A 20,453-nucleotide genomic window follows, 5' to 3' on the forward strand; every position below is an offset into this window, starting at 1 on the left:
TAGAAGCTCCCAGAAAAAGGCAAATAAACTCCATTATGATGATAAAAGTAGAAAATCTTTGCAAATCATTCCGAACGGAAGATGTAGAAACCATAGCATTGAACAAGGTTTCATTTGAAGTGAAAGCCGGCGAGTTCGTTGCCATCATGGGTCCGTCAGGATGCGGGAAATCCACACTGCTGAACATTCTCGGATTGCTCGACAACCCCACCAGCGGCAAATACTGGTTAGACGGCAAAGAGGTACAGGCGCTGAAAGAAAAAGACCGTACTAATATACGAAAAGGGCAGATCGGTTTCATCTTCCAGAGCTTCAATCTGATCGATGAGTTGAATGTGGAAGAAAACATCGAGCTCCCTCTGACCTATCTGAACATAAAGTCTTCAGAGCGCAAGGAGCGTATAAAGGCGATCATGAAAAGGATGAACATCAGTCACCGGACCAAGCATTTTCCACATCAGTTGAGTGGCGGTCAGCAGCAGCGTGTCGCCATAGCCCGCGCCGTGGTATTCCATCCGAGGATAATACTGGCCGATGAGCCGACAGGTAATCTGGACTCCAAAAACGGAGCCGAAGTGATGCGGATGCTCACGGAGCTGAACCAGGACGGGACCACGATCGTCATGGTCACCCATAATGACCATGATGCCGCCATCGCCCATCGCATCATCCATCTCTTTGACGGACGGATCGTAGAAGAATAAACAACGGGTGGATATTCCTGTCTTCTTCCTTTCATGATCAGGCTATTCCCGTTTGATCCACCAATAAAGGCTTTCCATTCCAACTCTAAATTAATTTACAGATATGATTTATCGCTTGCAGTATTCAAGAATGTATCCACTTAGAAGCAAACTCAAGAGTTTGTACCTATTTTTAATCGTGTCAACGATCTGTCTGCCCCTGACAGCGCAGAATCAGATTATCGGAAAGGTGATCACTTCCGACAAAGACTCAGTAGTCTATAATGTCAACGTGAAATACCCCGGCACGGGAAGACAAACCAACGGTACGTTTTATTCTTCCGGATTCGAGATCCCGGTAGATTCTATCGGCACCGTATCCATAACCGTCTCTTCCCTGAGTTATCATCCTGCACAGTATACGTTTCACCTCCAATCAGGAGACAACAGGCTGCCAGACATCATACTTGACAAAAATGCCATTCAACTTCATGAAGTACAGGTAAGAGCCAAGAAGATCAACATCGAACGGAAAGGAGCCGATTTCACCATCCGCAATATTCAAGGCACCCATCTGGGAGAGGCGGGCACACTCATGGACATGCTGGAATGGACACCTGGAGTATTAGTAACGCATATCGGTGACGAAGATCACATCTCTGTCATTGGAAAAGGTTCTCCGGAGATTTACATCAACAATCGGAAAATCAAAGATTATTCCGAATTAAGAGGCCTGCGTTCTGAAGATGTCAGCCGTATAGAAATCATCCGCGATCCCGATGCCAGTTATAAGATCGGCACGACTTCAGCCATACGCATCTACCTGAAACAGTCACTGAAGGACCACCTGGGAGGATCCTTAACCAACTCGCTCAGGGTTTTCAGAAAGACAAGCGATTATCCGCGTCTCGAATTGAACGGCAAGTCCGGGATCATATCCGGAAACGTATCCGTTTCATACGGTCACGGAAAAGGCCTGGCATACGATCCGGCAGGAACAGTGATTACTCATGGAGATAATGACCTTTTCACGAAAAAATCTGACGGATATTATAATTGGTTATATAACAGATATGACCTGTTTGCAGGCTTGAACTTCGCCTTGTCTAAAAAGAGCAACTATGGCATCCAATATAGCGGGGACTTCTCAAAAGAACATAGATACCAATTCCGCACCCAGCAGATTGACGATAATGGGAACCAGTGGAATAAGATGATGAACGACTGGACCCATACAAATAACAAACTCCATAGTATATCTACCTTTTATTCCTGGACCCAAAATGAGAATAACACCCTGACACTGGTAGCCGATTATGCTACACGAAGAAATAGATCAAGCAACAATATTCTTGAGAAGAATCTGATAACAGAATATGTGGATTCTACTTACAAATATACACCCATCAACTATGATATTTATACCTTTAACGGAGATTACTCCTTTACCGTAAAGAAGAAAAACAAATTAAGCATGGGTATAGAACTTGGAGACACCAAGAATAAATCAGATGTGACGACAAACACCATTCCGCAATTGATCAATCGCAAGAACTTCTGGTTAGACTCATACGCAAGTTACCGAAGGAAACTGGGGAAATACGGAATCTATGCTGGATTACGTTACGAATACGATTATACAGATACGAAATTGAATGATAACGGAACGAAGAACGGTTTGAAAAAGATCTATTCCGATTTCTTCCCATCCGCTACCTTATACTATAATCCCAATCAAAAACAGTCCTATTCACTCGGCTTTCAAACAGGAATGAGCCGTCCGTCATTCAGTGATTTAAGTCCGATCGTCTTCTATGATGACTCCTTACACTATTTTACAGGAAACCCATTACTGAAACCTGCCTTTTATCGTCAAGTCTCCTTAACCGCTAATCTGGGGGCATTCAGTATCAACACATTTTATGTATATGAGAAAGATACCCAGGCAAGTATCTTAGCACACCCCGAAGACAATTCGAATATCATTGTAACCAAGCCTGAAAATATAGACCATTCAAGTTTTCTGTCTTTTTCTGTTGACTATGCCTTAAACACCAATAAAGTAAGTTTATATACATCAGGAGCCGTAAGAACCTCGTTTATTAAGTACCCCTATTTGGGTAAGATAAAATCGTTCGATCAAACGTGGACACAACTGTCAGCGACTCTGAATTATAATTTCTATAAGACATTTAGTATCTTTTCCAGTCTTTATTACTGCAGTCCCTGTGCTGTCAATCTTGAAAAGATGGGATACCTTTTATCCGCCAATGCCGGTATATCCGGTAATTTCTTCAAGAAGAAACTCTATATTTCCATCCAGGGGAACGACTTCTTCAGGCGGAGTGTTACCCCCTATATAGAAAGTTACTATGGAGATATATACAGTTGGCGACGGAACAAGTATGATACCCGAGGCGTCATCCTTACCCTGCGTTATACCTTTAATTCTATAAAATCACCATTCAGGAGCAGAAGCGGGAACAGGAAAATACTGAACCGGACCAACTGAACCAGGACGAGACCACGATCGTCATGGTCACCCGCAATGACCATGATGACACCATCACCCGCCACATCATTTCCCCCCTTAACAGACAGATCGTGGAAGAATAAAGCCATCCCCCCCTTCAGCGATCATAGTCATTAATTACCTGTATGGTACATAGAGATGGTCCCGATGGTGCATAGAGAAGGTCTCTATGCACCATCGGGGTGATTTATGCCTATCCTCATCAGAAAAGACAGCCATAGACTTTATGATTCCATACCATCTTCAGGTCCCATAAAGATCTATTCCGACCTTCTGGTCACAGGAGCAATTGCAGCCCTCAGAGGATTACGCAAGTCCTGTAATTTCTCCTTTACGGCCAGTTGCCATTCCGGGAAAGTCTTGATGTCATAATCACTCCACGCCGAGCCAAACAGATAAGAATAGCGTTTACCTGCATAATTCTTGATGATCCCCAAGGCATGCTTCCCGTCATTTTCGACAAAAGTACGATCCACCCCATGAGGGAACAAGGCTGCCACATAAATGGAAGAGCCACATTGTGTCGGATCCTGTGTCGGGTCAGCATAACATACATAATCCTTATCCATTGCGATATTCACCCCCTTCTGCAAAAGTCCTTCCGGAGTATGGAGGACGACCCCGGAAACGAAAGATAACGGTCTTTGCAGATGATCATACCATACCGTAATACGATTAAAATGTGTCCCCTTATCCAGACTGATTATCCGATGCTCCACAACTCCATCCGCATTCGGAGGAAAGTTCAGCAATACCGTAAAGCGTAATGGACCATTATCAAGAATCTTGTAAGTCTGGTAGCAATACGGATAAATGATCTTTCCATCTTCATCCAGCAGTGCCGGCGTTCCGCAACCTAATGTCGGACCAACAGCATAAACGTCCATGCCATTGCCATGGTCAAGATGAAAGGAAGTAGCCAGGTCTACCGAATCAGCTTGCAGATCTAGTCCCCTTTTTTTCAAAGAATCTTCCTGTATATTCCCTGCGGCATCCTTTAAATACCTGCTGTCCAGGATAAAGTCAGGCGTGTTCTTCACCCAAATATCAATACCATAGGATTTCTCCCCCGTACGGGCAAGAGCCGGGCCGTACACCCGGTAAGCCCCCTTGTCATTCTCCCAGGCAATATCATCCTTCCGGATGGGATACACCTTGCCATGGACAGAACAGGGCATCGGCCCGGGAACGCCCCGCTGAGCAGTAAAATATACGGTAGTATGAGGCCTTGCACTGACATAGAGCAAGACCTTGCCATCATAAGTAATCTGATAAGCGACCTTCTGTCCATAAGGATTCCGGATGATGAAAGGATCCGAAGGCTTCAAAAGCATTCCCTCCCTCAGCATATCCACATTTATCTCCGCGACCTCACTCCTCTGAAGATTACCGGAATTCGTAAATTTTATTCGTATCTCCCGGGCGCTGACCGTCATAGCACAGACACCCAATGAAAGAAACAGCAACATCAACAAGAACCTTTTCCTAACCATAGTCACATCATTTTATTTTTAACAAGGCAAAGATAATCAATTTTACAGAGATGACTCCAAAGACCTTCCCTTTTTCGTTCTACTTTCCAACAGGCCAAAAGGCTTACCTCCCGGAATTGTTGATTTTCCACAGCACAATCCGATTATTTTACGTACCTTTGTAACTAACAGGAAAACCATTATGGAAGAAAACGGAGACTTGAGAACGGCATGGGAATTTATAGAGCATACCGGGAAAAGTGTCTTCCTCACCGGCAAGGCAGGAACAGGGAAGACGACCTTTCTGAAAACCCTACGCAAGAGATCGACGAAACGGATGATCGTTGTTGCCCCTACCGGTGTAGCCGCTATCAACGCAGAAGGGATGACCATCCATTCATTCTTCCAGCTTCCCCCCTCACCCTTCATTCCACAGGCAACATTCAAGAATCATTTTGAATACAGCAAGGAAAAGCGCAATATCATGCGGACACTGGATCTGCTGGTCATTGATGAGATCAGCATGGTCCGCTGTGATCTTTTAGATGCCATTGACCATGTCATGCGAAAATTCCGGGAGCACGACAAACCATTCGGAGGTGTGCAACTGCTGATGATCGGAGATTTGCAGCAGCTCACCCCCGTAGTAACCCCTGAAGAGATCGAAATCTTGAAATCGTATTATAACACCCCCTATTTCTTCGGTTCCAAAGCATTGCAAAGTACAGGGTTCGTCACCATAGAGCTCCATCATGTCTATCGCCAACAGGACGAGAAGTTTATCCGTATCCTGAATCATATCCGCGACGGGCAACCAGCGAAAGAAGACCTTGCACTCCTGAACAGCCGATATGACCCTGCATTTCATCCCAAAGCGGAAGAAGGCTATATCCGCCTGACCACCCATAACCGTTCCGCAGACAATTATAATGGCAGCGAACTGGAAAAGCTCACGGCCCCACCTTATACCTACCAGGCCCGAATCAAAGGTACCTTTCCCGAATACAGTTATCCCACAGGAGTAGAACTGACTTTAAAGACCGGCGCCCAGGTGATGTTCGTAAAGAATGATCCGTCAGAGGAAAAGCGCTTCTATAACGGCCGCATCGGAAGGGTCATCCGTCTGAGTAAAGACCTGGTCCAGGTACAATGCCAGGGAGATGATGAGCCGATCGATGTCAAACCCGAAACCTGGGAAAACGATAAATATATCATCAATCCGGAAACGAAAGTCATCGAGCCCGAAGTACAAGGCACTTTCGAACAGTTCCCCCTCCGCCTGGCCTGGGCCATCACCATCCACAAGAGTCAGGGGCTGACCTTCGAGCATGCCATCATTGACGCACGGTTCTCCTTTGCCTCCGGCCAGGTATATGTCGCCCTGAGCCGTTGCAAGTCCCTGGAAGGACTGGTGCTGGCTTCTTCCATTTCAACTTCAAGCGTGATAAGGGATCAACGCGTGGACTCCTTTATTCAAAAGCAGGCAGATGAGACGGCGGCGAGCATCCAGCAACTGCCGACGCTGAAAGAAGAGTACTTCAGAGACCAACTCATGGAACTCTTCAATTTTAACGAACTCACCCAGGAGACCAACAGTATGTTGCGCCTGATGGCAGAATCCTTCAGAAGATACTCACGACTCCTCAATGCCTACCAACTCCTCCATTTACAACTTTCCCAAAAGATTGTGCCCACAGCCCGGAAATGGATAACAGTCATTGCAGCAATGGAGGTCCCAGCCCTTCACGAAGAGGAATTTCAGGAACGGGTAAAACGCAGCGCAGGGTATTTTCTGGAAGAGCTCCGGAAGGCCTTCGGGACAACACTCCTGATCTCCAAGGAAATCAACACCGACAACAAGACGGCAAAGAAACGGATGGAGAACGACCTCTCCGCCTTGTCCCAGACCTACCACATCGAAATTTATCTCTTGGCCCACATCGCCGCAAAAGGATTCTCGACAGCCAATTATCAGAAGTTCAAACAGGAAGGTATCCTATCCACGCTCGAAGGCAGCAGCCCGGCCAGGAAAAGGAAAGAGACAAAAAGCAAACCCAAGAGGGAAGATACACGGACGGTAACTCTCAAAATGCTCCAGGCAGGAAAGAAGCCACAAGAGGTAGCCGTAGTCCGCCATCTGACCCTTGCGACCATCCAGGCCCATATTGCAGCACTGATAGAGAAAAAGCTCTTAGCCCCTGAGGGGTGGCTCAGTGACGAGACACTGGCAGATGTCCGGCAAGCCCAGGAGAAATCGAATGGTGGCGGACTCTCTGCCATCAGAGAGAACTGCAAATTCGGCATCACCTATAACCAACTCGAACTGGCCATGGTCATTCTGAAACGATTGAAAGACAAAAAGCAAGGATAATAAAAAAGATGCCCTCCAAGCCGGAGGACACCTCTTATCAAACAAAATCACCTGAATCGGAGATACCCATCAGAAAATTCAAAAACGATAGACAACAAAGGATTCAGCCGGTATTTTTACGGTCAGTACATTATTACCGGTGGCCTCAACCACAGAAGTTACCGGGACGACAACATCCGGATGGTTCAACGTATTCTCTGCCTGTAGATTATCACTATGTAAAATAGTCATTTTTCCAGTATTCAAACGCTTTAAACCCTGAAAGACAATAGTAATTGGTTGTTCCGTCTTACCTGTATTAACTACTTTTACGATATAGTTTTTACTCGGCCGGTCATAGCAAGCAGTAGCATAAAGTCCATCAGCACCTTCCACAGGACGATCCTTTTCCGTAAGGCGCAGCACATCCGTACCCTTATTCGTTCCATACATCATCTGCACATACCAGTTGACTGTCCTCAGACTCTTCAGATTATCAAACCAGATCAGGTCCGGTTTCCACTGCCAGCCCTTTACGTGAGCGAACAGAGGCGCATACGTACTCTGATAGACCACATCCGCATTACGCTCCAGCCCCGTCATGAAAGCCGCTTCAGAAAGCGCAGCCTCCCAGTTGTTACGCTCCCCCTTACCATGCGCAGCATACTCGCCGGCAAAGACCTTCGGTCCTTTACGAGGATATTGATCATACCTGTTGGCATTTGCCAGGAACCATTTCGGGCTCATATAGTAATGCTCATCCACGAGGTCCACTCCCAGCCTGCGCATCTGATCCCATCCATAGTCAAATTCTTTTCCAGAAGCGTATGGGCCTGCCGAGCCACAAATCTTTATATCCGGATATTCAGCACGGATCTGTTTCACGAATGCAGCCAGCCTTACCGGATAAAGAGATCCCCACTGCTCATTTCCGATCGCGATCTCCTTCAGGTGGAAAGGCTGAGGATGTCCCATATCAGCACGCAATTTCCCCCACCTGGTATTAACTCCTCCATTGGCAAACTGGATCAGGTCAAGGGCATCATCAATATAAGGCTGAAGGTTCTGGAGGCTGACATGTGCCTGATCATCCGTATCCTTATTTTGAAACTGACAAGCCATGCCACAATTCAATACCGGCAATGGAGAAGCACCGATATATTCACTTAAAAGAAAATATTCATAAAAGCCCAGTCCATAGCTCTGATAATAATTCGGATACAAACGATAAGGGAACGTATAATTCCAGCGATTCTCATTCAACGGACGATTCTCCACCGGTCCCACACTGTTTTTCCACTGATAGCGTGTAGCCAGATCCGTTCCCTCCACGATGCAACCGCCGGGAAAGCGGAACACCCCCGGATGAAGATCCTTCAGGTCCTGAACGAGATCAGCCCTCAACCCATGCCAGTTGTCAGCCGGAAACAGAGACACCTGGTCAAGGTCTATCCCCTCTTTGCTCTCCAGAAAGATACGCAGGAAAGCATCTGCATCCGTCCTATCAGACTTCAATCGAGCCGAATATTTTTTCCATTGATTATCCGTCACCGTAAGATGCTGGCAGGCGATGATCTTATCATCTGAACCCACCAGTTCCACCCGGAATTTTGCCACTTTTCCTTGAAGATCATTCAGGCGGGCATAGACACTGAAATCATAGTCCATGCCCCTCTTCAGTCCCATGCCGAAATAGCCATGGTTCTCTATGCCCGTAGATTTCTGGTCATGGCCAGCATCCAGCAAGGTCACATAATGCGGATTACGGTCAAAAGCCGGTTTCAGGTCATTGACAGACACCTTGCCAAAAGTATTCCATCCCATCAGATGCTGGGGGAATTCAAAAGAACGGTTCTCCACCAAGTCAGCATACAGTCCACCGTCAGCACCAAAGTTGATGTCTTCGAAAAAGACACCATACATCGTCGGTTGAATCTTTGCAACAGGTTTTGAGGTCCGGACCGTAAAGACATGCTGGGCAGCAAGGCCCGACACAGACATGCAGGCAAGACAGAATGCCACAGTCCTTAAAAGATGATGATTGCTCATTTAGTATTTAGTTTTAAATTAATCCTTCACGCCAGCAAGAGGGAAAGAGTCCATCGACAGGTCCCTCCTAATTCCGTTTCACTCCATTCACGTACAAAGATAAAAAAATCCACCCGTAATCAGGTGGATTTTAAAAGGTAACTGGTGGACAAAATGTCCCAAAAGCCAGTATGATCAGTTCTCCGGTGTCAAGATAAAAGAGAAATCACGGTTCTGATAAGGTACCAGATACGGTTTCAGAGGCCACGCTCCCCAGCTGTTCGTTCCTCCTACACCCTGCTGAACACCATCGATACAAAGTTCAGTAAACTTAGACAGAGGAACCTGGTAGCTATGGCGCTGGTGTTTCTCCATACCCTCATCCAGATCATCAATATTATAATGCAGAGCACTGGCATCAAAGAGCCGTCCGTCAACGCCGAAGATCTTCAGGCCCTTTTGAGCCCCGTTCAGCTGCTTCCAATAGCGAATATCCGATTTTGTACCTGTTTCCTGAGGCCGGATATAAGGATAGAACTGTTCGTCAGCCGTCTGGCGATAGATGCCCACCCTCATGCAATCCTTACGATCACTATAGTTTTCAATCGGTCCGCGGCCATAATATTCAGACTGGTCCATATTGTAAGGCATATCCATGACCATTCCAAACCTGAACATGTCCGGTTCCTTAGCAGAAAGATCCGCCGTCATCTTCTCATTCACCAGCATGGTACCCGCAGGAGAGATCTTATAAGTAAGGGTCAGGTGAGCTTTCACCGTAGGCATTTCATACTGTGCAGTCACTTCCATACCCTTTCCGAAACTTGCATCTTTCATCTTCTGAACCGTCAGGGAAGAAAGATTCATTTCCGGATGGTGCCAAGGGGCAAAAAGTTTCTGCAATCCAGCTCCGAGGTCATTATCCGTCACAGCACGCCAGAAATTAGGTTTCAGGCTTCCACCTTCACCCAGATAGTCCACCCCGTCAACACTATATTTCTTGAGGAAACCCGTTGTCTTGTCAAAGCTGATCACCACGTTATTATCCGATAAGGTAAGATCCGTCTTGTCTTTCTTATCTATGCCGATTTTCCCCTTCTTATCAGGAGTCACCGTCAGGAATGTCGTAGCCGCCTTCACAGGAAGTTGAGCATACGCTATAGTCTGGCCGGCAGCCATCAGAGGCTCAGCAGTTTTCAGTTGGAAATCGATATTCAAGAACACTTCATTACCTTCCACCGGTCCGTATGGCAAAGTAAACTCCTTTGTCTGTCCCGGAGCGACATCAAGATTATCGACCTCACCACTTTTAATAGTCTTTCCGTCATTGACCAGACTCCAGACCAGTCTATCATTACTCAGGTCACGGAAGAAGTTCTCGTTCCTAACCGAAATCTTACCTTGAGAGAGATCAACCGGCGCAGCCCAGATATTCTGATACTGGTAAGCCACCTCGTACGCATGAGGATTCAACTGACGATCCGGGCCGATAATACCATTACAATTAAAATTATTATCCGAAGGATCATAACTGTTATAATCACCACCGTAAGTATATTCCGTCTTTACCGAAAAGTCCTTCGTCAGGTTTTCATAATCAGAGAGTGTCCTGCTGGCGTCAAAATGCGGATGACGGTGCAATCCCTGGTCCACGAAATCCCAGATGAATCCACCTTGGAAGATCGGGTATTTACGGATCAATTTCCAGTATTCAGCGAAGTTACCACCAGAGTTGCCCATGGAATGATTATATTCACACTGAATCAGCGGTTTAGGCGAATTTGGATCCAAAGCATATTTTTCACAGAGATCCACCGGATAATACATCGGGCAGAAGATATCAGTAGCCCCCTTCAGGCCAGCCTGCTCATACTGTATAGGCCGATACGGATCCTGCTGCCGGATCCAATCATAGGCAGCGACGAAATTAGGTCCATACTTTGTCTCATTGCCAAGGCTCCAGATGATCACGCTCGGGTGATTGAAGTTCATGCAGACATTATGCTGATTACGCTGCAGGATCTGTTTGGCAAACATCGGTTTTCCAGACATGGCATCATCACCATATCCGAATCCATGACTTTCCTGATTAGCCTCAGCAACCACATAAATACCATATCGATCACACAGATCATACCAGTAAGGATCGTCCGGATAGTGACTCGTACGAACCGCATTGATATTCAGCCGCTTCATGATCTTGATATCCTGAAGCATCCGAGCATGAGTTACGACATAACCACCATCAGGATCCATCTCATGACGGTCAGCGCCCTTAATCAGGATCGGCTTACCATTTACTAATACCTGGCGGTTTCTAATCTCAACCGAACGGAAGCCCACCTTAAGGGAAAGGGTCTCATAAGCATGGTTATTCTTCACTGACGGAAGAGCATCAGCCACGAGCGTATACAGATAAGGAGTCTCTGCCGACCACAGATGAGGCTGACTAAGATTCAAAGTAGTTCTGGCCAGTCCATTTTTGACGCCGGTAACAACTTGATTGGCAACCTGTTTGCCGGTAGCATCAAAGAGTTTGAAGTCTGCCGTATTGCAGCCTTTCAGCAAAGCCTGGATATTCAGGACCCCATCCGTATAATGATTGGTCAGATTCTGAAGTACCCGTATGTCCGTCATCTGATGATCCCTGTTGCGAGTAAACAGATAACTGTCACGGGCCACACCGCTCAGGCGCCAGAAATCCTGGTCTTCGTCATAACTCCCGTCACACCAGCGAGACACCTGGAAAGCGAAAAGATTATCCCCCTTTTTCAGATAAGGGGTCACATCAAACTCAGCCTGGGCCTTGGAATCCTCCGTATAGCCTACGAAGTGCCCGTTGACCCACAGATGGATATTCGAAGTGACAGATCCGAAATGAGCGATCACCTGTTTGCCGTTCCAACTGTCAGGGATAGAAATGATCCGGCGATAGCTTCCCACATGATTATCCTTGATAGGAATCTCCGGCGGATTATTCTTAAAATGCCCCCGCCAGGCAAAACCAATGTTCACATACTCCGGATCACCATAGCCGTTCAGTTCCCATATTCCGGGAACAGGCATCGTTTTCCACGAAGAATCATCATAACCAATCTTGTAAAAATCCACCGGGCGCTGGTCCAAGTTAGCCACCCAATTGAATTTCCACGTTCCATTCAGGCTTAACGTATCCCCATTCTCTATCCGGAATGCCGTATGCATAGGATAGCGATTGATTTCATTCACCTGAAGGTCATGCCATTCCGGAAAGATCACGGGATCAGTCTTTTCCTTAGGCTGTCCCTTCTTCACATTAACGGCCAAGGCCGGCGCCGCCACCAACAAAGATGCCGCCACCAGTAAACACAGATTTCTTTTTGTCATAGTATTTATTATTAGCAATATATCGTGCATACTCACAAGAAGCGAGGAGAAACGCACCCACGCCGAAATCCGACTGTGAGTGCTGGTCAATGGACTGTCCAGGAATAGCCCGGTCACCAATGGGTTGCACATAACCGACACTCCCGTCCTTTTGCAGAGCCTTTTCCGAAAGGTATCTCCAGGATCGTTTGATTACCGGTTTAAAAGCCGATTTCTCCAGAATGCCATGATTGATCCCCCAGAGGATCCCGTATGTAAAAAGAGCCGTACCACTGGTCTCCGGTCCCGGAGCCTGTGCCGGATCCATCAAAGACCGCGTCCAATACCCCTCTTTCTGCTGCAAGCGAGCCACAGCGTAAGCCAGACGGACAAACTTCTTCACGAAGAAAGAATAATACCTGCAATTTTCCGGCATATCCTGCAGTACCCGTGCCAGTCCGGCCAAGACCCATCCGTCACCGCGGGCCCAGAAATCCTTCTCCCCCGAAAGAGTCCGGTGAGCAGGATAGACATAACGCGCGTCACGATAATAAAGTCCAGTCTTTTTGTCGAGCATGATGCTGTCACTATAACGGACATTCTCATAGAGTTTATCCAGATACTTCTCTTCTCCGGTCAGCCTGTACATTTTTGTCATCACCGGCATCACCATATATAAAGCATCAGCCCACCACCAGTAGTCATCCGCCCCGGAATCAGCCTCATAGCCCATAACTTCCTTTGCACGTGCGATTTTTATGGGATCAGGAGCGATCTGGTACAAGTCCAGATAAGTCTGGAAGCACACCTGCCAGTCACCGAAAAGGACATGCTGCTGGTCTTCTCCATATTTCTTATAAACCCACCTGGAAGCATCTTTTTCGCTTGCACCCTCCCAGTGATTATATTCAGCCCAGTTTTCAGAATATTGCAGCCACCGAGGATTTTTCAACAGTTGATAAGCCGCCATATTCCCGGTATGATAGACCGCGACATCCCAAAAAGCATGAGTCTGAGGCCTGTGATTCATCTGCCAGTAATTATTTACCCTATTAATAATGCTCTCCACATGCTGCAATGATTCAGCCTCAACAGAGTAAAGAGGCAGGAGACACCACATCAGGACAGCATATATTATTCTATTTATCATTTGTTCATATCAAATTCAAGGGAAACATACAAAATGTTCCCCAAAGTTACTCATTCTTGAACAGAAATCAGAATAAAAAATCACAAATTTTCATTCAAGGCATTTATTTTCATTTTTCATTACCATTTGTCCGGAGTCTCAATCTGATCTTTCCATAAATGATCCTTAGGAAAAGGATGACCACCCCACGCCTTCACCTGAGTCCAGGGCTGTGGAGCATCTGTCCAGAAAGGATCATCAGCAGGAAGACCCAGAGGCATAAAAATCAGAGAAGCCATATATTCACTGCCATTATTCGTATACCAGTCAGCCACATCCGGTTGGTGACCACAAAAGCCGATATTCAAAAATCCCTTCTCATTATAATTGTCATAATGGTCCCACATCCTGTGCATGACCTTGGTGAGTGCTGCACGAACCTGTCCATTGGTCAGTTCCTCCGGGAGTTTCCTATACCACGCCAGAAGAGCCAAGGGCTGCATGGCAGCATCACGATAAGGGATGCTCCGTCCGAAAACCGGGAAAGTTCCCTCGGGAGAGATAAAACGTTCCAGGATGATCGCATACTTCTGAGCCCGTTTTAGTTCCCGGTCATAATATTTCTGGTAGTCCAGACGCGTATTTGCCTTCGCATCCATCATCGCCTGCAGCGTCTCCAAGTACATCGGGTGAAAGACATAACTGCTATAATAATTAAACGTAAAGTAAGGACCATCCGCATACCAGCCATCGCCGGCATACCACTCCTCGACTTTACGGCAAGCTATATTTACCCGGAACTGGTCATAATCCCCTCCAGCCTTAGCCATGAAGCTCTCGATAGTAGAAGAGAACAAGAGCCAGTTGGTATAGGGAGGATCAATCTTCCGAAGTTTGCGGAATTCCATAAAGTAACGTTGTTTTGTAACCGAATCCAAAGGCATCCATAAAGTATGATAAGCACGAAGAAAACTCTCTGCGATATAAGCTGCATCTACCAAGTTCTGGCCTCCGATACCCCAGCAGAGATAATCCGGACTCTTGGGGTCCACAGCATTCTTATAGCTCTGCAAGGCCCATTCCCGTAATTGTCTGCGCTGTTTTCCTTCCGCCGTAAGATCATCAGGGAGAGAAAGCCATGGAGCAATGCCAGCCATGAGACGTCCGAAACATTCCATGTAAGCCACCTTTTTATTACGGCTATCAAAACTCGGACTGAACTCCATCTGCATATTTTTCTGGAGTGTACCATGAGCCATATTCTCCAAAACCGGCCGGGCCATTTTCCATGCCTGTGCGCACCAGTATTCCCTATCGGTCTGTTGAATTCTTTTTTTTGCAGAAACCGTTTGAAACGGTAACATCATCGCCAGAACAACTACTAAATATCCGATAATTTTCTTCATAAAACTTTTAAGTGATTAAATAAAAAGATAAATATTACTCTATAAATAAGTTAAATAACATGAATGTAAATCATCTTAGACGAGGGGATAGTGGTATAACCATCAGATTATACCACTAAGAACAAAGATTCTTTTTAATCCCCTACTCACAGGGATCACCCGCAACTGTCGGCCAGCCCGGATTCTGATAGATCGGAGAATCCTTAATCGTCTTGCCATCATCAGAGGTATTCAAGAAATTCTGTACGGCAATGGGATTCAGATAATGAGCCTGATAGAAGAAGAATCCATTATAATACAGATTATTGATTGTTGTAATCTGATTTGGACGCAGATACTCACTTAATGAAGGAGAAGAGACATTATCTTTACTTTGATCCGTCTGATCATACAACAAATTATTGCCAAAGAGGCTTTTCATTGGTCCAAATATTTTAGCGCCTTCCAACTGAAAGCCTTTTAATTGATCTAAGGAACACCAACGGTACAGATCATCTTTTCTAAAACCTTCCCCAATAAACTCACAACGCCGCTCCCTGCGAATATTATACAAGGTAGGGTCAACTAATTTGCCATGAGAGTATGCTCCCCAATCATTCTCAGCCTCTTTCTGCATATCTGTAGCCGCAATTGTTTTATTATAATCAGGATCCACGCCAGCTCTGGTTCTCAGAGCTCTCCAATAAGCATCAGCCTTGGCATCAATCCGGCCATTCAGTTCATATTCAGCCTCAATATAATTCAAGTAAGCCTCTGCAGCGCGATAGACGACAAAGGCCGTTTGATCCTGTCCCAGCACCTGATCATCATAATCAAGCGAATGACCTTTTCCAGGGATATACCCTGTAGAAGTACTTGCGCGCATATCATATTGATAAACAAGAGGAGCTTCCGGGAAATATTCCGGATCTTGAATATTCTCCAAAGCCTTCACGTCACCAGGAGCTTTCATGAATAATATCCAGCGCCAATCACGATTAATTTTTGTATCTGCAATATAATCATCGCCTTTATAGCCACTCCCAGGAGCATAATAAGGCAAGCCATTCTGCATTAAGAAACATTTCTCAAACTGTTTAGTCATTCCCTGGTTTCCCCCACTATACATATAATGATTAAAATGATGAGTTACGCCAGCAGCAGAAGAGTACAACCGGCACATAATCACTTCAGAATACTTTGTCGGATCATGCGAGGCAAACATATTATAATAGGGATTAGTAGCATCAGAAACTTTCTGCCGATCAACTTTATTATTTTCAACCAAAGGGATATTGTCAGCCACCTGAGAGGCTGCATCCATGGCCTGCTGGAGGAAATATTTCACTACACCGGCATTATCATATTTGAAATCAGCATTATAACTCATATTTGCACCTGGCCATCCAGCAGCCTTATCCGGCACCAATGGAGTTCCTGCGTGATATTTTTCCCAAGTCCCCTCATAAAGTGCCACGCGCGATTTCAAGACCAATGCCGCATTTCTAGAAATACGAGTTTTCGGTTTATCATTACCAAGATCAGTTATAGCCGAGTCGAGATTATTAATGATAAAGCGAGCGACCTCATTACGCGGGCAGCGCTCAGAAGCAACAGCAAGAGCTGTTTTTTCGTCAGGCAGAGTAGCCGTTATAATAGGGAAATCCCCCAACATCTTCAGGCGGAAAAAATATTCCAAGGCACGAAGGAAATAGCCCTCTCCTAAATATTGATTAATATCAGCTTCAGAACCTTTTATCAGCCCAGCGGACTTACGTGCCTTTGTAATATTAATAAAATAATTCAATGCACGAATATTATTAAAATTCCAATAGCCACCAGTCTGTCCTACCGTCCAGGCATCCTTTATATAGCGAGCATCAGTACCCTCAGAATTATCCGTTGCATTATCATCATAATATGGTGTACCATTAGAACTACCAAAATGACTCGGTATCATTCCTCCGGTAGAAGCATCATAACTGTTCCAGTTACTATAATTAGCATAATAGGCATCCAAATAAGCTTTCAGCTGGTCAGCAGTGGTGAGATACTTCTCCGGAGAGACCTGAGATGGTGGAGACACGTTCAGGAAATCATTACAGCTTACAAGGCATAAAGAAACGACACTAAATATCAAGCTGCAAATAAAATATTTGTTATTAATTGTCTTTTTCATTGCTTTAAGATTTTAGAAGTTAATACTTAAGCCAAAAGAATAGGTTCTGGAAAGCGGATAAGTCATTCCTCCTTGAAAACCATAACCAGCAGTCTCCGGATCAATGACTTTAGCCAAACTGGTGATCGTGATCAGATTTTCTCCAGAAAGGTAAACACGTACATTCTGCAAGCCAATTGCATTAACCAAAGTATGAGGAAGGGTATAACCAATTTGAAGATTTTTCAGACGCATATAAGCTGCATTCTGCAAATATTTTGTCTGCGACAAATGATTTTTATTACTAAACAAGGGCCGAGGATAATAAGCATTCACATTCGGGCCAAGCCTATCCTCAGATGTATCAGCTGCGCGAAAATAATCCAACTGGTGTTTCAATGCAGTTGACCACCATTGTCCTGATCCGGTGACCCCCCAAAACAACATATTGTTTTCACCAGGATACCAGTCTCTTTTCAGGACTCCCTGCCAGAACATTGAGAAATCAAATCCCTTCCAGCTGGCATCAAGAGTAACCCCTGTACGAAAACGAGGATGATCATTCCCAATCTTCTTTAAATCACCCATATTATCTTCTGTATCCGCGCCACTGTTTACCTTTCCATCACCATTCAAATCAGCATACATGATATCACCAGCCGACCAATTTGAACCAAGCGCTGTCTGATCCGCATTCTTCAGATGGTTATCCATCTCCTCTTGTGTCTTAGCAATGCCTATCGTCTGATAACCATAGATATTGCCAATCAATTCTCCTTGTATATAAGTACTAAGGGAACGAGTCGGATTCGGATATTTATCAATACGCGTTTGGTCATCAGAGATATTCAACTTTATTCCATAATGGACCTCTCCGATCTGATCACGCCACTGTGCCAGAAGTTCCCATCCATAAGTAGTCAAGTCACAATTATTCGTTTTGGGAACATCTGTTCCCAGTGTTGCCGGAAGTTCAACACCCGGTCCAACCATATTCTTTGTTTTACGCCAATAATAATCCAGGCTACCCGTAAAACGATTATTAAAAGCTCCCCTATCAAGACCAATATTTGTATCATAAACTTTTTCCCATGTCAAGGAAGAAGATATAAGTGCAGGCATCCATGCCGTAGTCGGTTTTGAGCCATCCTGCAACCAAGTTCCATTCACAGAATAAACATTCATTGTCTGATAAGTAGGATACCAACTAGAAGTATTCTGATTAGCTAATTCACCCCACGAGAACCGGAGTTTCAAAGTGTTAACATAATTCACCAATGGTTTCCAGAAGTTCTCACGTGCGACATTCCAGCCAGCAGAAAAAGAAGGAGTCCATACCCAACGATGATCGGCTCTAAAACGTGAAGAACCATCATACCGCAGATTTGCTTCAAAAAGATACTTTCCATCATAGTCATAATTTATACGACCGAAGAAGCCAGCATTACGCCATTTCTGATAGACCCCTCCAATACTATAGGTGTCCGTACTAGTTGTCAGATCCAGTACTGGCAATTCCTCCGTGATCATGTCATTACGTGATGCGGAGATATCTTTATAGTCCATCTTCTCAGCCTGAAAGCCAAGCATAAATTTAAAATGGTGCACTTCATTCAAATTCAACGAATAATCTGAATAAAGAGTAGGATTCAGGTAAGTACTTTTATAAGAATATTCGTATACAGAATCATGAGTAGGACTCGTAGCACTTGGAATATAAGTTTGTTCAGGATTATCAGCATAATGAGCATAGGTTATATTTGTAGCCTGATGGGTCCAGTTATCATCGGTTTTCATATTGAATTCACCATAAATATTCCAGTCTTTCAAAGGAGTTACGGTCACCAGGATTTGTTGAGAAAGCTCATCATTATTAAGTTTATATCGTCCGCCATCCTGCAATGCTTCTATATAATTAATATCAGCCATATAATATCCATTAGGATCCTTTATTGCACGATTAGGTCTGCATCTACGCATAATATTATTATAGAATCCATCATCCATCACCGTAGGGCGAGCATAATTATTACGTGTCCACCGAGAACTGTATCCGATTTTCACATATTTAGAAATTCTAGCATTAATCTTACCTGCAAGATTGAATCGTTCAGCCTGGTCTGTGCCATATCGCAAAAATCCTCCCTGGCCCAAATAATTACCTGATACATAATACGTAACCTGGTCATTTCCCCCACTTATACTTGCATTGTGCTCTTGAGAGAAAGACCAGTTTTTATAATACTGTTTCAGCCAATCTACATTTGCATAAGTATGGTCATAGTTCCATTTACCGCCAGAGCCTTGCTCTACATAGACGTCACTGGCTCCAGTCATGTAATCATAAATTTTCTGGCGTTCATCATCACTATAAAGATGTTGGCCACTGCCATTAAAATTTGCCTGATCAAAGAATGTAGCGAACTGATACGAATTCATCATCTTGGGTAAAAACACAGGAGTATTCCATCTTAAATTCGTATTATAATTAATTACAGCACGCCCCTTATGTCCCCCTTTAGTTGTTACAAGAATAACGCCAAAAGGTGCACGAGACCCATAAATAGAAGAAGCAGCAGCATCCTTCAATACAGAAATACTTTCAATGTCTTGAGGATTAATTGTATTCAGATCACCTTCCATACCATCTATCAAGATAAGAGGAGAACTACTTGAGCCCTCATTAATGGAACCCGTACCACGAATATCTATACTTTTCGAAGCATTCAGATCTCCACCATAGTTACCGGTATCAATATTCAAGCCAGGTACGACTCCCTGAAGAGCATCCGTAGCACTTGAGACAGGACGAGCTTCAATGTCCTTTGCAGTCGCAATCCCAACAGCTCCCGTCAGATCACTTTTTTTCTGAGTACCAAAACCGACCACCACTACCTCATTCAAGGTTTTGTTTTCCTCTACTAGATGTATTGTTACAGGACCTTTGCCAGCCTTTACCAACTGAGTCTTGTAGCCAATATAGGAAATTGAAAGGGTAGTCCCTGCCGGGACATCAACAGAAAATTTCCCATCAAGATCCGTTACAGTACCACGAGAAGAACCCATAATTTTGACGGTTGCTCCGATAACCGGTTCTCCATTCTGATCTACGACCGTCCCCTGGACTGTTCCAGATTGCTGTTCCAAATGGATGATTTCAGCAGCCTGAACCCTATCGGATATTGCAATACCTGCTGAACCTAGCAAAAACAAAAATAATCCTTTAGACAGGATTTTAAAATTAGCATTTTTCATGAATACATTGATTTTATTTATAAAAATTAAACTTTCATCGATTACTATAAGCTATTAGTTTCTCGACTTTCAATAGATTGAGTCCACTTTAAGGATTATTTTAAAGTGGACTCAA

The 20,453-nt window shown here is 44.8% G+C and carries 10 protein-coding genes; 3 read left to right on the forward strand and 7 right to left on the reverse strand.

The window, feature by feature from the left end; all coding sequences use genetic code 11:
- The first annotated feature begins 38 nt into the window (after window positions 1-38).
- Both ACYRYG_RS08560 and ACYRYG_RS08565 read left to right on the forward strand, forming a co-directional pair.
- A complete protein-coding gene (locus tag ACYRYG_RS08560) occupies window positions 39-704 on the forward strand; it encodes an ABC transporter ATP-binding protein (RefSeq protein ID WP_293425319.1) in 666 nt (221 codons plus the stop codon).
- 160 nt (window positions 705-864) lie between these two features.
- Complete coding sequence (locus ACYRYG_RS08565; RefSeq protein ID WP_460197999.1) at window positions 865-3,195, forward strand: outer membrane beta-barrel protein; 2,331 nt, start codon at window positions 865-867, stop codon at window positions 3,193-3,195.
- A 281-nt stretch (window positions 3,196-3,476) separates the two neighbouring features.
- On the opposite strand, the gene ACYRYG_RS08570 is transcribed toward ACYRYG_RS08565, so the two are convergent.
- Window positions 3,477-4,709 (reverse strand): DUF4861 family protein, encoded by a 1,233-nt coding sequence (locus tag ACYRYG_RS08570; RefSeq protein WP_294732028.1) that lies wholly within the window; start codon window positions 4,707-4,709, stop codon window positions 3,477-3,479.
- A gap of 181 nt (window positions 4,710-4,890) precedes the next feature.
- Between ACYRYG_RS08570 and ACYRYG_RS08575 the strand changes: the two genes are divergently transcribed.
- Complete coding sequence (locus tag ACYRYG_RS08575) at window positions 4,891-7,059, forward strand: AAA family ATPase (protein ID WP_293425305.1); 2,169 nt, start codon at window positions 4,891-4,893, stop codon at window positions 7,057-7,059.
- A gap of 78 nt (window positions 7,060-7,137) precedes the next feature.
- On the opposite strand, the gene ACYRYG_RS08580 is transcribed toward ACYRYG_RS08575, so the two are convergent.
- The 6 genes from ACYRYG_RS08580 to ACYRYG_RS08605 all read right to left on the reverse strand — a co-directional run bounded on the left by ACYRYG_RS08580 (window position 7,138) and on the right by ACYRYG_RS08605 (window position 20,338).
- Window positions 7,138-9,087 carry an alpha-L-arabinofuranosidase C-terminal domain-containing protein gene (locus ACYRYG_RS08580; RefSeq protein ID WP_293419561.1) on the reverse strand — a complete coding sequence of 650 codons (1,950 nt, stop codon included), beginning with the start codon at window positions 9,085-9,087 and terminating at the stop codon, window positions 7,138-7,140.
- Between the two features lie 174 nt (window positions 9,088-9,261).
- Window positions 9,262-12,432: a glycoside hydrolase family 2 TIM barrel-domain containing protein gene (locus tag ACYRYG_RS08585; protein WP_460198000.1), complete on the reverse strand. Its 3,171-nt coding sequence runs from the start codon at window positions 12,430-12,432 to the stop codon at window positions 9,262-9,264.
- Window positions 12,362-13,561, reverse strand: coding sequence for a glycoside hydrolase family 88/105 protein (locus ACYRYG_RS08590; RefSeq protein ID WP_293419567.1), 1,200 nt, complete (start codon window positions 13,559-13,561; stop codon window positions 12,362-12,364). Before ACYRYG_RS08590 ends, ACYRYG_RS08585 begins: the two co-directional genes overlap by 71 nt.
- A 119-nt stretch (window positions 13,562-13,680) precedes the next feature.
- Window positions 13,681-14,946 (reverse strand): DUF2264 domain-containing protein, encoded by a 1,266-nt coding sequence (locus ACYRYG_RS08595; RefSeq protein WP_293424288.1) that lies wholly within the window; start codon window positions 14,944-14,946, stop codon window positions 13,681-13,683.
- A 142-nt stretch (window positions 14,947-15,088) separates the two neighbouring features.
- The gene (locus tag ACYRYG_RS08600) at window positions 15,089-17,104 is read right to left on the reverse strand and encodes a RagB/SusD family nutrient uptake outer membrane protein (RefSeq protein WP_460198001.1); all 2,016 of its coding nucleotides are present in this window, start codon (window positions 17,102-17,104) and stop codon (window positions 15,089-15,091) included.
- A gap of 12 nt (window positions 17,105-17,116) precedes the next feature.
- Window positions 17,117-20,338 carry a SusC/RagA family TonB-linked outer membrane protein gene (locus tag ACYRYG_RS08605; RefSeq protein WP_460198002.1) on the reverse strand — a complete coding sequence of 1,074 codons (3,222 nt, stop codon included), beginning with the start codon at window positions 20,336-20,338 and terminating at the stop codon, window positions 17,117-17,119.
- Window positions 20,339-20,453: the final 115 nt, after the last annotated feature.

The sequence above is a fragment of the Segatella asaccharophila genome, assembly GCF_054687055.1.